The sequence below is a fragment of the uncultured Sulfitobacter sp. genome (genome assembly GCF_964021855.1).
In the GTDB taxonomy this organism is placed as follows: domain Bacteria; phylum Pseudomonadota; class Alphaproteobacteria; order Rhodobacterales; family Rhodobacteraceae; genus Sulfitobacter.
Genome location: NZ_CAXHZD010000003.1, coordinates 421,788 through 434,369, shown reverse-complemented (window position 1 = coordinate 434,369; position 12,582 = coordinate 421,788). Strand labels below are relative to the sequence as shown.

The following is a 12,582-nucleotide window of genomic DNA, read 5'->3' as shown; positions in this document are numbered from 1 at the left end:
ATGCCAGAGCCCGCAAGGCGGGGGAAGGGTGGATGACGTCGCGCCAGCGCGTTTTCCCGCCCTTTGGCGCAGGTTTTGTGGGGGTCACCCGCCATGCGGCACTGCTGCGTTCTGCTAGAGCCAGTTCAAAATGGCATCGGCAACCGCGCGCGGCTTTTGATGATGTAGCCAGTGATCGGCACCTTGGATGCGCACGCGGGTCAGGTCGGGGGCATAGTCCTCAAGCCCTTGGGTCGATGCGGGCATCAGCGCTGTGTCGTCCTCGCCCCAGACCAACAGATGTGGGCAGCGCACTTGCAACCGCGCCGGATCAAAGGTCAGCGCATCGTCGATAGCCTCTCCGGTCTGGCCAATTTTCAGCGGCGACGCGCGGTACCAGTTCACCATCCCGCGCAGCCCCGCCGCATCCCGCCATGCCGCTTTGTAACCCGCCAAGGTCTCGCCTTGCAGCCAATCCATATTCATATACGCGGAAAACAAACCCATCAGCTTGGCAAAATCATCGGCGGCCAGAATGTCTTCTGAGCCCTCGCGGCGCAGGAAATGGATGTATTGTGACGCGTCGGTTTGCGGCCCGCCTTTGGCCAGTTCGCGCTGGAACGGGGCCGGGTGGACACCGTTCATGATGATCAGTTTCGACACCAGCTCGGGCCGCCCGATGGTCAGCGCATAGGCCACCGATGCACCCCAGTCATGGCCCAGCAAGATCACCGGCTCATCGCCGATCAGCGCCGCCATATCCGATACCAATTGCGCGGTTTTATAGTGTTCAACCTCTGCCGGTCGCCAGCTTTGGCCATAGCCGCGTTGGTCGGGCGCGATGCAGTGAAACCGCGTGGCCAGCAATGGGGCCAGATCATTCCAAGCCCCTGAATATTCGGGAAACCCGTGCAGCATCAAAAGCTTGGGCGCGTCCTTGTCGCCCCAGTGGCGTACAAAAAACGGGTGCCCGTTCAATGTGACTGTTTCAGTCCAATCGGCTGTCATCTGCTGTTCCCTCCCCCCGAGGTGATGTCCCGTTGCACGGCGGGCATATATTCCAGCACAAGCCCGACCGAGGTGCCGGGATCAAAGCCGCGCCATGTGGTGCCATCCAGATAATGCAGCGTATCCTCGCCGCGTAAATGGAGACCCAGAAAGGCGGCGGCGAAATGTTGGGCAACGTTGTTCATACGCAACGTATCCCAGACAGGGTCGGCATAGTGCGCAAACGGGTGCCAGCCCAACGTATCCGACATGGGCCAGCTTTCGGCAGGGGCCGGAATGGGGGCGGCGGCATTATGGCCCGCGCCTTGAAAGCTCAGTAAATAGCGATCCGCGCTTGCCCCCTCAAAGATGCGGCGCATGGCGCGATAGTTTGACACCTCGTCAGACGTTCCGGCCATCATAAACATGGGGGTGTCCAGCTGCGCCAGACATTCCGCATCCCACATGTTCTGCCCGTTGCCCCACGGACCGATGGGAATGATCGCCTTCAGCCGTGGATCGCGCAGGGCCGCATGGGTGCCAGACCCCAACAGATGCCGCGACAACATATCATCCGTGCCCGCCCGCGTGTGGTTCAGCGCTGTTGGTGCCAGCCCGGCACCGCCCATGATCAACGCGCCATAGCCGCCCATGGAATAGCCGATCAGCCCGACCTTTTCACAATTGACCAACGCGCCCAGATCACCGCCCAGCTGCGCCATGCCATCAATCACGCCGCGCTGATCCAGCGGGCGGTGCACCAATGTGACCTCAAAGGGCTGCTGATCCTCATAGGTGCTGCCCGCATGATCGGGGGCGGCTACAACATATCCCTTGGCGGCAAGGCTCTCGGCCAGATGCGCCAGCAGATACCGGTTGCCGGGATACCCGTGCGAGATGACGACCAGCGGCGCGAACCCCTCTTGCGCGGGGAGCGCATTGCGGCTGGCAGAGCCGCGCAAAACCGTCGGGGTGACGCCGTCGCGGGTCAATGTGGGGTATTCGGTGCCGGGCACCGTATCCGCATGGGCGGGATACCAGATTTCCGTCGTTAATGTCCGGCCTTCATAGATCGTAATCTCGTGGGTGGTGACCCCGACCGGATGGTGCCCGCGCGCCGCTAAACTGGGCGCATCTGGGCGCACGATATCAATACGGTTATGCACGGCGCTCCCTTTAGGTAAACCCACTACTACGGCGGGAATACTGTGGCAAGCGATGTCGCGAAGGGCAAGCAGGGATGCGGGTTAAATCAGATGGGGCAGATGTGTCTTCAGCGCGTCGAACACATAGGCAATACGGCGCAGTCGCGCCTGATCCTCGTGGACAATCAGCCAACAGGGCATCATGTGCCGGGTTTTCGGGGACACGCGCACCAGACCGAGGCGCGCCGCCAGTTTGACCTGACATATGCCAACGCCAAGTCCTGCGCGCAGATGCGCGATCTGCACCAAAGGATCATCGCTGCGTAAAATGACGTTCCGCGGCACAGGCATACCGGCGTTTGCCATGGCGGGCAGTATCCGGTTTTCGCGGTCATCGGCAATAAACGGCAGATCCTCGACCTCGCGGCCGGACAGGGGCAAGGATGGCGCGGCAAACAGCCCCAATTCCACGTCAGGCAGGCGCTTTGCAATCAGCGCCTTCTGCGTGGGCTGCACAAAACGCACCCCGATATCTGCCGCCCGCCGCAGCAGATTTTCGGTGGTGTCCGTGCCCATGATTTCGAACCGTAAATCAGGTGCATCGCGGGTGATCTGGCCCAGAACATCGGGCAGCACAAACCCCGCCAACACCCGGCTACAGGTGATCCGCACGGTCCCCGCAACCGCGTCTTTGTTGCCCGAGGCAATGCGGCGCAAGGATGCGGCTTCTTCCAGCACCGACGCCGCAGCTGGCATCAGGCTATACGCCATTTGTGTCGGGGTCAGCCCATTGGCCGAGCGTGTGAACAGCTGCGTCCCCAACTCTTGTTCCAATCCTTCGATATGGCGGCGCACGGTGGGATGCGCCAAACCCAATTGGCGTGCTGCCGCAGACAGGCTGCCTTGGGTCATTACCGCATGAAAACTAGGGATAACGTCAAGAGAGGGGAACGGGTTGCTCATCAAATTATGATATCTGACCGTACGCTTTTGAACAATTTATTTCAGCTGAGGTATATGGGACTGCTTTGGCGGACAGCTCAACAAAGGATATGTGACATGCAAGGCGATCCCAAACCACATTTTGCCAATCGGTATATTCTGCAAGGCGAAGGGGCGCTGATTGCCATAGCCGGCATCGTTCTTTACGCGCAGCACGGGTTCAGTTGGCTGCTTTTTGCAGCGCTGATCCTCCTCCCGGATCTGGCGATGATTGGTTATGTGCGGGGGCCACGGGTGGGGGCGATTTTGTACAATCTTGGCCATAGTTATATCGCGCCGCTGATCCTGTTGGCCGTGGCGCAGTGGGTCGATAGCGAAACGACCGTGGCGATAGGTCTGATTTGGGGCGTTCACATCGGTGCGGACCGGGCTTTGGGGTATGGGCTGAAATATCCTGAGGGGTTCAAAACCACACATCTGGGTCGGGTTTAGAATCTCTTTCCCTTGTGCGGTTGCTGGCCTATGTCATCGGGATGACTTCAAAAATGACATATATCGGCCACGCCCGTGCGATTACGGTGATGGGGCTGCCGCTGGTTGGCGGCCATCTGGGACAAGTGGCCATCGGTGTGACCGACACGGTCATGATGGGCTGGTACAGCGTCGAGGCGCTGGCCGCTGTCACCCTTGCCAGTACCTATTTCTTTGTTCTGCTGATTTTCGGCTCTGGCTTTGCTTGGGGCGTGATGCCCATGGTCGCCGCGTTCGAAGCCGAAGGCGATGAAACCAGCCTGCGCCGTGCCACGCGCATGGGGCTTTGGCTGTCGCTGGGCTTTGCCTGTCTTTCCCTGCCGTTGATGATCTGGTCGCGGCCGGTGATGGCATTGATGGGTCAGGAACCGGCGCTGGCCGAAATGGTCGGCCAATATCTGGCGATTGCCGGATGGGGAATTATCCCTGCGTTGTTGGTGATGGTTCTCAAAAGCTATCTGGCCGCGCTGGAACGCACCCAAGTGGTGTTCTGGATCACCATTGTGTCTGCCATCGCCAATGTTCTGGCGAATTACGCCTTTATCTTTGGCAATTGGGGCGCGCCCGAACTGGGCATTCGCGGTGCCGCGATTGCGTCGCTTGCGTCTAACTCTGTCGCCTTGCTGGCGGTGATTATCTATGTCCTCAAGGCACTGCCAGAGCATCAGATTTTCGTACGTCTGTGGCGGCCCGATTGGGATATGCTGGCGCGGGTGTTCCGTCTGGGCCTGCCCATCGGCTTTACCGGGTTAAGCGAGGTCGGGTTGTTCGCGGCCTCTGCGGTGATGATGGGCTGGCTTGGCACCGTGGCGTTGGCCGCGCATGGGATCGCCCTGCAACTGGCATCTATGACCTTCATGGTGCATCTGGGCATCAGCAACGTCGCCACAATCCGCGCAGGTAATGCGTATGGTCGCCGCGATCCGGAACATCTGGCTAAGGGCGCGATCACCGGCACGGCCATGTCGATCTGTATTGCCGCCCTGACAATCGTCGCCTTTGTCGCGTGGCCAGAGCCGCTGATCAATCTGTTCATGCAGAAATCAGAACCGGCGCGAAATCAGATACTCGCCGTCGGCACCGGGCTTTTGGCCATGGCGGCCCTGTTCCAGCTTGTGGATGGTGCGCAGGCGGTGGCCCTTGGGCTGCTACGCGGCGTGCAAGACACCAAGATACCGATGATCCTTGCCGGTATCAGCTATTGGGTGGTGGGCATCCCCGCGTCCTATCTGCTGGGCTTTACCCTGGGGCTGGATGGCATTGGCGTCTGGCTGGGGCTGGTCGTTGGTCTGGGCGTGGCTGCAATCTTGCTGAACCTGCGGTTCTGGGGCCCGACGATGCGGGACCTGCGCAAGGGCAGCGCGCCGTTGCCCGCCTAGGGCAAGCGGGATGATTTCTTGCGCACCAACGTGCTGCGCAGATCATGCATGGCCAGCAATAACGCGTCGGTGACCTCTTCCAGCTGTTCATCGCTGGCCTTGGATTGCACCCATTGCGTGGTCAGGTTCAGGTGATCAATCGCGCGGTGGATGTCATCCATATCGCGCCGCGCCAACAGCGCGGTGCGTTCTTTCATCCACGCCCGGATATGGGCGATATCCTCATCCGACAGCTCCCGATCACCCTGCGGTTTGATATCGCCGTTGCGGATGTTTGCGATGGCGATCTGATCCATTTCGATGCGGCGCTGACGGTTCGCGGTATCAATCCGAAACACCGCCGCCCCGTTGTCCCGGACGCGGAAATAATACTCTGGCAATTCGCTCGTCATCTCGGTGGTCCTTTCGTCTGGCCTTGGCGCAGCCATAGCCTCTGAATGGCTAATAAATGAATACCTTTAGGGCAGGGCAGACAGGCGGGGCTTATGTCAGCCCCGCGCAAAACCCTTGTATCCGGCTGCACGCTTCCTTCAGCGCCTCATCCGAGGTGGCATAGCTGATGCGAAAGTTCGGGCTAAGCCCGAAAGCCGCGCCAAACACCACCGCCACGCCGGTTTCTTCCAGCAGCGCCGTCGCGAACACCTCGTCGTCGGTGATCTTGGTGCCAGCCGCTGATGTCTTGCCAATCAGCCCCTTGATCGACGGATAGACATAAAACGCGCCCTCAGGCTTGGGGCAGATCATGCCGTCAATCTCGTTCAGCATACCCACCACCAGATCACGGCGACGGACAAACATCTTGTTGTTCTCGGGGATGAAATCCTGCGGGCCGTTCAACGCCTCGACCGCCGCCCATTGGCTGATCGAACAGGGGTTTGATGTCGATTGCGACTGAATTTTCCGCATTGCCGCGATCAATTTTTCCGGACCCGCAGCATAGCCAATGCGCCAGCCTGTCATGGCATAGGCCTTGGACACGCCATTCATGGTCAAGGTGCGGTCATACAGGGCCGGTTCGACCTGCGCGGGGGTGCAGAATTTGAAATCATCATAGGCCAGATGCTCGTACATATCATCGGTCAGCACCCAGACATGCGGATGGCGCATCAACACTTCGGTCAATGCCTTCAGCTCGTCCCAGCCATAGCCCGCACCGGTCGGGTTCGACGGCGAGTTAAAGATGAACCACTTGGTCTTGGGCGTGATTGCGGCCTCAAGCGCCTCGGGCGTCAGCTTGAAATCATTCTCAAGGGTGGCAGGCGCGATAACCGGCTCCCCGCCAGCCAGCAAAACCATATCGGGATAGCTGACCCAATAGGGCGCGGGAATCACGACCTCTTCGCCCGGGTTCAACGTTGCCATCAGCGCGTTGTACAACACCTGCTTGCCGCCTGTGCCCACGCTGACCTGTGCCGGAACGTAATCCAAACCGTTGTCGCGTTTGAACTTTTCGCAAATCGCTTGCTTTAGCTCTGGAATACCATCGACTGCCGTATATTTCGTTTTGCCCGCCTTGATCGCGGCGATCCCTGCCTCTTGGATGTTGGTGGGTGTGTCAAAATCCGGCTCACCGGCACCCAGGCCGATGACATCGCGCCCTGCGGCCTTCAGCTCGGCGGCTTTTTGGGTCACAGCAATAGTGGGGGACGGTTTTACGCGGGCAAGTGTCTTGGACAGCAGTTCCATTTCGGCCTCAGTTTGATATGTGTGCGTGACACTCATACGGCTGACCCCCGCACCGATCAAGCAACAACGGTGCCATACAGGAGAGAACCAATGAACGAGAACGCAGATTGGTATGGCCCGGATGTGGCTACCTTTGGGGATCGCGTCGCTGCGGCGCGTGAAAACGCCCAAATGACACAGGCCGCACTGGCCAAACGTCTGGGCGTAAAACAATCGACCCTGCGCGGCTGGGAGGATGATCTTTCAGAACCCCGCGCCAACCGTCTGGCCACCTTGGCAGGGGTCTTGGGCGTGTCGATGATGTGGTTGATCAACGGCGAAGGCGAAGGCCTCGAGGCACCCGAAGAAGGGCCAAGCGTCGATGAAAGCGCCATGGATGTGTTGAACGAATTGCGCAGTCTGCGTGTGGATATGCTGAAAAGAGCCGAACAACTGGGCCGCCTTGAAAAGCGTCTGCGCAGCTCCTTGCGGGGCGCGGAAAATGGCTGAACTGCGCGAACACAAGGTCAAACGTCTGCACATGCGGTCCATGCGCCGCGGGATAAAAGAGATGGATTTGATCCTGCCGTCTTATGCGTCGACCCGGCTTGAAACCATGGATGATACCGCATTGGCGTTGTATGACGACATGCTGGCCGAGAATGACCATGATTTATATCAGTGGGTTACGGGGCAAACAGCGCCTCCCGCAGAATTTGCGGCCCTGATCGCTGATATTAAGACTCATATCGCCGACAATCCGCTTTAGGGGGATGGGTTAAGCCATTAATTTGCATTCGAAATAAGGATGTAACGGGTTTAACGATATATTTCTCTTTTTTGTTGAGTTTCCGACAAAGCATTTTTTGTCGGAGAGAGATTATGAGTGTCCAAGATCAAATCGCCCTGCCGGGATCCCAAAAAGGGTTTATGGTGGGTTATCTCGAGGCGCTCAGCCTTGTGGAACGATTGCACAGGCTTTTGCTGGATGTGATCAAAGACGAATTTGAAAGGGTGGGCGCGCTGGAAATCAACGCCGTGCAGGCGTTGTTGCTGTTCAACATCGGCGACAACGAGGTGACCGCCGGTGAATTGAAAACGCGCGGATATTATCAGGGCAGCAACGTCAGCTATAACCTGAAAAAGCTGGTCGATATGGGCTATATGCACCACCAGCGTTGCGAGATTGACCGCCGGTCGGTGCGCGTGCGTCTTACTGAAAAAGGCCGCAATATCAGCACCATCGTGTCCGAGCTTTTTGCCCGCCACGCCATCGGTTTGGAAAGCAAAGGTGTGTTGGGCCCCGAAGGCATCGAAGACATCACCCATTCGTTGAAACGGGTTGAACGGTATTGGTCCGACCAGATCAGATATATCTACTGATCAATTATCGTGATGGTATGGCGGTCAAATCGTCATGGCCGTTTCGGGCTATAGGTCTGGACCTGCCCGACGCATTAACGGCAACATGATCCCGTAATTCATTTTGGGGATCATATCATGCAACCGCTTCGTCTCGCCTCCTTTTCCACCGACAACAAAGGGGGCAACCCTGCCGGTGTGGTGATCGCGCCGCAGCATCCCTCGGACCAAGAGATGCGCCAGATTGCCGCCGATCTTGGCTATTCCGAAACCGCCTTTGCCAGTCCGCAAGATGATGCCTGGCGCGTGCGGTATTTCGCCCCCGAAAGCGAGGTCCCCTTTTGCGGCCATGCCACCGTGGCCTTGGGCGCAGCACTTGCTGCCCAGCATGGCAATGGCGTCTACACGCTGGTCCTGAACGATGCGACCATCACCGTCGAAGGGCACAGCGAAAACGGCCAGATGCGCGCTGCGCTGCAATCCCCTGCCACGCACAGCAATCCCGCCGCCCCAGACCTAACCGCAGCCGCACTTGCCCTGCTGGGGCTTGGCCCCGACGATCTTGACCCCCGCTTACCGCCCAGCTTTGCAGGGGCAGGGGCCACGCATCTTATCCTTGCGCTGAACAGCCGTGATACGCTGGCCGCGATGTCCTATGATCTGGCCGCTGGCCGCGATTTGATGCGCGAACATGGCCTTGTCACAATCATGTTGGTCTGGGTCGAAAACGATCAGCTTTTCCACGCGCGCAATGCGTTTGCCTCCGGCGGCGTTCTGGAAGACCCCGCAACCGGTGCCGCCGCTGCCGCGTTTTCCGGGTATCTGCGCGATATCTCATGGCCCCACGGTGGCAAAATCACCATTATTCAGGGCGAAGATATGGGCGCGAAATCCATCATCACCGCAGAAATCCCCGATGAAAAAGGCGCATCCATCCGCGTGTCGGGCGAAGTGCGTCAGATTTAATCAGCCACCAGTTCCGACACCGCTAGCACCTCAAGCTCGCGCAGCAATTTGCGGGTCATCGCGGCCTCGTAATCGTCAAAACCCAAAGCCGTTTCGACAAAGGCACCCGGCCCCGTGATCACCTCGGCCCTGAAATACGATGCCAGCGCGTCGATTTCTGGCCGGGGCGTTGCCGCGATCACCAGCGCATTCACCGTGATCCCCCGCGCGCCAATCGCGTCTTTCACATCGCGGGGACGCGGGCCAAGGTTCGACATCCCGTCGCCCGAGATATCCAAGGTACGTTTCCAGCAGTCGGGCTGTTGATCCAGATATTGCGCGCCTAAGGTGATCGCCGTGCCCAAGGCCGTGCCCGGCGACACGTCGCGCCGCGTGGTTTGCAACAACGTCTCGATAAATCCGTCCAAGGTTGGCGCGTCCTCGATCACAGCCCAGGGAGCGATCACCGCCTGATCGGATGGGCCGCTCCATTCATAAACCATGACCGACACCGGCGCGCCGGGCGACGACAACAGCGCATCGCGCACCGCTATATTGTCCAATGCGGCGGCCAAGCCGTTGATCTGCAGCCGGTATTCCCGCGCATCGACGGACCCTGACACATCCAGCCCAAGCGCCAGCGCCTGACGACAGGCCGAATCCGCCGCCCCGCCAAGCCCAAGCGCCACAACGCAGGCCAGCGCGCGTATCATCCCGCACCCAGCGGCGCGGACAGCATGCCAATCGCAGGGGGCGTCAGCTCGCGTTCCAGCTTGATCCGCAGGGCGCGCTCGTAATCCTTGAACCCGTTGGCCACGACCAAAAACGCACCGGGGCCGTGCAAAACCTCGGCGCGGTAAAAGGCGATCAGCCCGACTTCGGCCTCGTAATCGGCGGCATTCACCACCAACCCGTTCACCGTGACCCCGTCAAAGGGAAACGCGCCATAGGCATGCTGCGGCCCGAACCCTTCGTTATTCTGACCATCGCCCGCCATATCCAGCGTCTTGTACAAACAGCTGGGCGCGCGTTCCAACAGGCCCGCACCATAGCCCAGCCCGTATCCCATCGCCGTGGGGAAATCATTATGGCTGCGTGTGCTGCGGGCCACGGTTTCGGCGGCGCGCAACAAATCGGCCTGCGTGTCAACCAGCGTCCAATCCAAAATCAGCTGTTGATTATAGCGCCCCGACCATTCGTAAACCGCCAGCGCCACGGGCAAATCGCTGGCAAAAAACGCCTGCGCCACGGCGTCTGACACCAGTGCCGATGCCATCCCGCCGCGCTGCAAACGGTCCTCTGCCGCATCGACAGAGCTGGACACATCCATGGCCAAGACCAAGGCCAGCCTGCACCCCGCCGCCGAAACAGCGACGGGCAATAGCAGCAACGCTGCTATCAGGGATGCAAGCCCGGCCCGCATCGGCCTTACCAGTGGCCGGTGTTTTCCATGCTGGTCCAGGGCTCCGCCGGTTCCAGCGCGTCGCCTTCTTGCAGCAGCTCGACCGAGATATTGTCGGGCGACCGGATAAACGCCATGCGCCCGTCACGCGGCGGGCGATTGATCACGATGCCGTTGTCCTGCAGCATTTTGCAGGTGTCATAAATATTCTCGACCGTATAGGCGAGATGCCCGAAATGGCGGCTGTCATCGGGCAGCGCATCATCGCCGTCCCAGTTATAGGTCAGTTCAAGGTCCGCATGACCATCGTCCTGACCGGGCGCGCAAAGATAGACCAGCGTAAACCGCCCGCCTTCGTGATCCATGCGGCGGCGCTCTTGCAGGCCAAGCAGTTCATAAAAAGCCATGGATTTTTCCAAATCCTTAACGCGCACCATCGTGTGAAGATATTTGATCGGCATGGGTGTCCTTCTTTCTGGTCTTTTTGTGGAGCGCGAATGGGATCGTGCCCCATGTCGCAGTCCTGGATTTCCGGTCTCAAAACGGGGGCGGTTAATATGTCTGGCTCGCCTTAGCAGTGAATTTAGGCGCAAAGCCGCGCGTGTCAAAAACTACCATCATATTGGATGCACAAACGCCCGGTTTTGCGTGGCTTCGGCGCATCTTTCCCACAAAGGCCGGCCCAAGATCAACACTACATATGGCGGTCGCCGCATGAATTGCGCTATAGCTTGGGCGGTAAACAGCAGTGCGGCAATGTAAAAAGGCGGGGTAACGATGCAGCAATACCATGATGCGTTGAAAATGATTTTGGAACAGGGCGACGAGTCGGCCGACCGTACAGGCACCGGAACGCGGTCCTATTTCGGCATGCAATCGCGCTATCCCCTTGCCGATGGGTTTCCGTTGGTCACCACGAAAAAACTGCACCTAAGATCAATCATTCACGAGCTGCTGTGGTTTCTATCCGGCGATACCAACGTTAAATACCTTAAGGATAACGGTGTTTCGATCTGGGATGAATGGGCCGACGAAAATGGTGATCTTGGCCCGGTTTACGGCTATCAATGGCGTAATTTTCCAACACTGAAAGCCACGGACCAGACCCAAGACGGCACGCCGCTTTTCACCCGCGGCAGCATCGACCAAATCGCGCAACTGGTTGAGATGATTAAAACAACACCCGACAGCCGCCGTTTGATCGTTACCGCATGGAACCCCGCCGATGTGCCGCTGATGGCGCTGCCGCCCTGTCATACGATGTGGCAGGTCCGGATCGCCAATAACAAGCTGCATTTGCAGCTTTACCAACGTTCGGCCGACATGTTTTTGGGCGTGCCTTTCAACATTGCGTCCTACGCGTTGCTTCAGGTTATGTTGGCGCATGTGACCGGCTATACGCCGGGCGATTTTGTGCACACGCTGGGCGACGCGCATATCTATTCTAACCATATGGAGCAGGTGGAACTGCAATTGTCGCGCACGCCAAAGCCGCTGCCGACGGTGCGGATTAAGCGCGATGTGACGTCGATTTTTGACTTTAAATACGAGGATTTTGAGATCGACGGCTATGACCCTGATCCGCTGATCCGCGCACCCGTGGCGGTCTGATCATGATTACTTTGATCGTTGGCAAAGCAGTGAACGGTGCCATCGGGCGCGACGGCACAATCCCGTGGCATGTTCCCGAAGACCTCAAATCCTTTCAACGCGAAACCCTTGGTGGCGCGCTGATCATGGGACGCAACACGTGGGATAGTCTGCCGGTCAAACCGCTGCCCAAGCGTTTGAACATTGTTGTGTCTTCGCGCCCTGATGCGGCCGAGATTGTTGTGCCGTCGGTGGCCGAGGCGATCAAAATGGCGTCGGCACAGGGGTATGATCGCGTCTATGGCATTGGCGGTGCTGGCATTTACCAAGAGATGCTAAAGATAGCCGACAGGTTGCTGATCTCCGAAGTCGATGTCGAGATTGCGGATGCCGATACGTTTTTCCCGACCTTCGCGGCCGAGGATTGGCGCGTCGTCAATGACCGCGTGCTGCGCGAAGCGGGGCCAAGATGCACCGTGCGCGAGTATCTGCGGGCGAGGTGAAAAAGGGCGCGTGAGGTGGCAACCCCGTACGTTGGCACGGTGGGGTAAGGGAAAATAAATAAACAATAACAATGCCTTAAGGTCACCCATGGGTAACCTTGGGGTTGGGCAATGCCTTATTGTGGCGAGAAAAGAGTAGACTTGATCGCATC

The 12,582-nt window shown here is 58.7% G+C and carries 16 protein-coding genes; 8 read left to right on the top strand and 8 right to left on the bottom strand.

Going from position 1 to position 12,582, the window contains the following annotated elements; translation table 11 throughout:
* Nucleotides 1–114 precede the first annotated feature (114 nt).
* The 3 genes from AADJ11_RS12735 to AADJ11_RS12725 all read right to left on the bottom strand — a co-directional run bounded on the left by AADJ11_RS12735 (nucleotide 115) and on the right by AADJ11_RS12725 (nucleotide 3,074).
* A complete protein-coding gene (locus AADJ11_RS12735) occupies nucleotides 115–987 on the bottom strand; it encodes an alpha/beta hydrolase (RefSeq protein WP_341234885.1) in 873 nt (290 codons plus the stop codon).
* Nucleotides 984–2,132 carry an alpha/beta fold hydrolase gene (locus AADJ11_RS12730; RefSeq protein ID WP_341234884.1) on the bottom strand — a complete coding sequence of 383 codons (1,149 nt, stop codon included), beginning with the start codon at nucleotides 2,130–2,132 and terminating at the stop codon, nucleotides 984–986. The genes AADJ11_RS12735 and AADJ11_RS12730 overlap by 4 nt, the downstream gene beginning before the upstream one ends.
* Before the next feature lie 81 nt (nucleotides 2,133–2,213).
* Nucleotides 2,214–3,074 (bottom strand): LysR family transcriptional regulator, encoded by an 861-nt coding sequence (locus tag AADJ11_RS12725; RefSeq protein WP_341234883.1) that lies wholly within the window; start codon nucleotides 3,072–3,074, stop codon nucleotides 2,214–2,216.
* 96 nt (nucleotides 3,075–3,170) lie between these two features.
* On the opposite strand from AADJ11_RS12725, the gene AADJ11_RS12720 reads away from it, so the two are divergent.
* Together AADJ11_RS12720 and AADJ11_RS12715 are read left to right on the top strand one after the other, a co-directional pair.
* The gene (locus tag AADJ11_RS12720; protein WP_341234882.1) at nucleotides 3,171–3,545 is read left to right on the top strand and encodes a DUF4260 domain-containing protein; all 375 of its coding nucleotides are present in this window, start codon (nucleotides 3,171–3,173) and stop codon (nucleotides 3,543–3,545) included.
* A gap of 41 nt (nucleotides 3,546–3,586) precedes the next feature.
* Nucleotides 3,587–4,963 carry an MATE family efflux transporter gene (locus AADJ11_RS12715; protein ID WP_341234881.1) on the top strand — a complete coding sequence of 459 codons (1,377 nt, stop codon included), beginning with the start codon at nucleotides 3,587–3,589 and terminating at the stop codon, nucleotides 4,961–4,963.
* On the opposite strand, the gene AADJ11_RS12710 is transcribed toward AADJ11_RS12715, so the two are convergent.
* Both AADJ11_RS12710 and AADJ11_RS12705 read right to left on the bottom strand, forming a co-directional pair.
* On the bottom strand, nucleotides 4,960–5,355 hold the full coding sequence (locus AADJ11_RS12710; protein ID WP_341234880.1) for a hypothetical protein: 396 nt from the start codon (nucleotides 5,353–5,355) through the stop codon (nucleotides 4,960–4,962). The genes AADJ11_RS12715 and AADJ11_RS12710 overlap by 4 nt on opposite strands.
* 91 nt (nucleotides 5,356–5,446) lie before the next feature.
* Nucleotides 5,447–6,649 (bottom strand): pyridoxal phosphate-dependent aminotransferase, encoded by a 1,203-nt coding sequence (locus AADJ11_RS12705; protein ID WP_341235023.1) that lies wholly within the window; start codon nucleotides 6,647–6,649, stop codon nucleotides 5,447–5,449.
* Between the two features lie 90 nt (nucleotides 6,650–6,739).
* Here AADJ11_RS12705 and AADJ11_RS12700 point away from each other — a divergent pair, with 90 nt between their 5' ends.
* The 4 genes from AADJ11_RS12700 (at nucleotide 6,740) to AADJ11_RS12685 (ending at nucleotide 8,956) form a co-directional block, all read left to right on the top strand.
* A complete protein-coding gene (locus AADJ11_RS12700) occupies nucleotides 6,740–7,138 on the top strand; it encodes a helix-turn-helix domain-containing protein (RefSeq protein WP_341234879.1) in 399 nt (132 codons plus the stop codon).
* Nucleotides 7,131–7,397, top strand: coding sequence for a succinate dehydrogenase assembly factor 2 (locus AADJ11_RS12695; protein WP_341234878.1), 267 nt, complete (start codon nucleotides 7,131–7,133; stop codon nucleotides 7,395–7,397). The genes AADJ11_RS12700 and AADJ11_RS12695 overlap by 8 nt, the downstream gene beginning before the upstream one ends.
* Nucleotides 7,398–7,510: 113 nt before the next feature.
* Complete coding sequence (locus AADJ11_RS12690; protein ID WP_341234877.1) at nucleotides 7,511–8,011, top strand: winged helix DNA-binding protein; 501 nt, start codon at nucleotides 7,511–7,513, stop codon at nucleotides 8,009–8,011.
* Between the two features lie 117 nt (nucleotides 8,012–8,128).
* Nucleotides 8,129–8,956 (top strand): PhzF family phenazine biosynthesis protein, encoded by an 828-nt coding sequence (locus AADJ11_RS12685; protein WP_341234876.1) that lies wholly within the window; start codon nucleotides 8,129–8,131, stop codon nucleotides 8,954–8,956.
* On the opposite strand, the gene AADJ11_RS12680 is transcribed toward AADJ11_RS12685, so the two are convergent.
* The 3 genes from AADJ11_RS12680 to AADJ11_RS12670 are packed head-to-tail and all read right to left on the bottom strand — an operon-like array spanning nucleotide 8,953 to nucleotide 10,798.
* A complete protein-coding gene (locus tag AADJ11_RS12680; RefSeq protein ID WP_341234875.1) occupies nucleotides 8,953–9,648 on the bottom strand; it encodes a DUF1194 domain-containing protein in 696 nt (231 codons plus the stop codon). The two genes, AADJ11_RS12685 and AADJ11_RS12680, sit on opposite strands and share 4 nt — an antisense overlap.
* Nucleotides 9,645–10,358 (bottom strand): DUF1194 domain-containing protein, encoded by a 714-nt coding sequence (locus AADJ11_RS12675; RefSeq protein ID WP_341234874.1) that lies wholly within the window; start codon nucleotides 10,356–10,358, stop codon nucleotides 9,645–9,647. Before AADJ11_RS12675 ends, AADJ11_RS12680 begins: the two co-directional genes overlap by 4 nt.
* 5 nt (nucleotides 10,359–10,363) lie before the next feature.
* The gene (locus AADJ11_RS12670) at nucleotides 10,364–10,798 is read right to left on the bottom strand and encodes a VOC family protein (protein ID WP_341234873.1); all 435 of its coding nucleotides are present in this window, start codon (nucleotides 10,796–10,798) and stop codon (nucleotides 10,364–10,366) included.
* A gap of 316 nt (nucleotides 10,799–11,114) precedes the next feature.
* On the opposite strand from AADJ11_RS12670, the gene AADJ11_RS12665 reads away from it, so the two are divergent.
* On the top strand, nucleotides 11,115–11,948 hold the full coding sequence (locus AADJ11_RS12665) for a thymidylate synthase (RefSeq protein WP_341234872.1): 834 nt from the start codon (nucleotides 11,115–11,117) through the stop codon (nucleotides 11,946–11,948).
* Nucleotides 11,949–11,950: 2 nt separating this feature from the next.
* The gene (locus AADJ11_RS12660) at nucleotides 11,951–12,430 is read left to right on the top strand and encodes a dihydrofolate reductase (protein ID WP_341234871.1); all 480 of its coding nucleotides are present in this window, start codon (nucleotides 11,951–11,953) and stop codon (nucleotides 12,428–12,430) included.
* The last annotated feature ends 152 nt before the right edge of the window (nucleotides 12,431–12,582 follow it).

Coding starts and splice junctions, on each gene's coding strand:
- AADJ11_RS12660 (WP_341234871.1), top strand. CDS start 11,951: ATGATTACTTTGATCGTTGGCAAAGCAGTGAACGGTGCCATCGGGCGC.
- AADJ11_RS12690 (WP_341234877.1), top strand. CDS start 7,511: ATGAGTGTCCAAGATCAAATCGCCCTGCCGGGATCCCAAAAAGGGTTT.
- AADJ11_RS12700 (WP_341234879.1), top strand. CDS start 6,740: ATGAACGAGAACGCAGATTGGTATGGCCCGGATGTGGCTACCTTTGGG.
- AADJ11_RS12695 (WP_341234878.1), top strand. CDS start 7,131: ATGGCTGAACTGCGCGAACACAAGGTCAAACGTCTGCACATGCGGTCC.
- AADJ11_RS12670 (WP_341234873.1), bottom strand. CDS start 10,798: ATGCCGATCAAATATCTTCACACGATGGTGCGCGTTAAGGATTTGGAA.
- AADJ11_RS12675 (WP_341234874.1), bottom strand. CDS start 10,358: ATGCGGGCCGGGCTTGCATCCCTGATAGCAGCGTTGCTGCTATTGCCC.
- AADJ11_RS12665 (WP_341234872.1), top strand. CDS start 11,115: ATGCAGCAATACCATGATGCGTTGAAAATGATTTTGGAACAGGGCGAC.
- AADJ11_RS12705 (WP_341235023.1), bottom strand. CDS start 6,649: ATGGAACTGCTGTCCAAGACACTTGCCCGCGTAAAACCGTCCCCCACT.
- AADJ11_RS12710 (WP_341234880.1), bottom strand. CDS start 5,355: ATGACGAGCGAATTGCCAGAGTATTATTTCCGCGTCCGGGACAACGGG.
- AADJ11_RS12725 (WP_341234883.1), bottom strand. CDS start 3,074: ATGAGCAACCCGTTCCCCTCTCTTGACGTTATCCCTAGTTTTCATGCG.
- AADJ11_RS12685 (WP_341234876.1), top strand. CDS start 8,129: ATGCAACCGCTTCGTCTCGCCTCCTTTTCCACCGACAACAAAGGGGGC.
- AADJ11_RS12735 (WP_341234885.1), bottom strand. CDS start 987: ATGACAGCCGATTGGACTGAAACAGTCACATTGAACGGGCACCCGTTT.
- AADJ11_RS12680 (WP_341234875.1), bottom strand. CDS start 9,648: ATGATACGCGCGCTGGCCTGCGTTGTGGCGCTTGGGCTTGGCGGGGCG.
- AADJ11_RS12715 (WP_341234881.1), top strand. CDS start 3,587: ATGACTTCAAAAATGACATATATCGGCCACGCCCGTGCGATTACGGTG.
- AADJ11_RS12720 (WP_341234882.1), top strand. CDS start 3,171: ATGCAAGGCGATCCCAAACCACATTTTGCCAATCGGTATATTCTGCAA.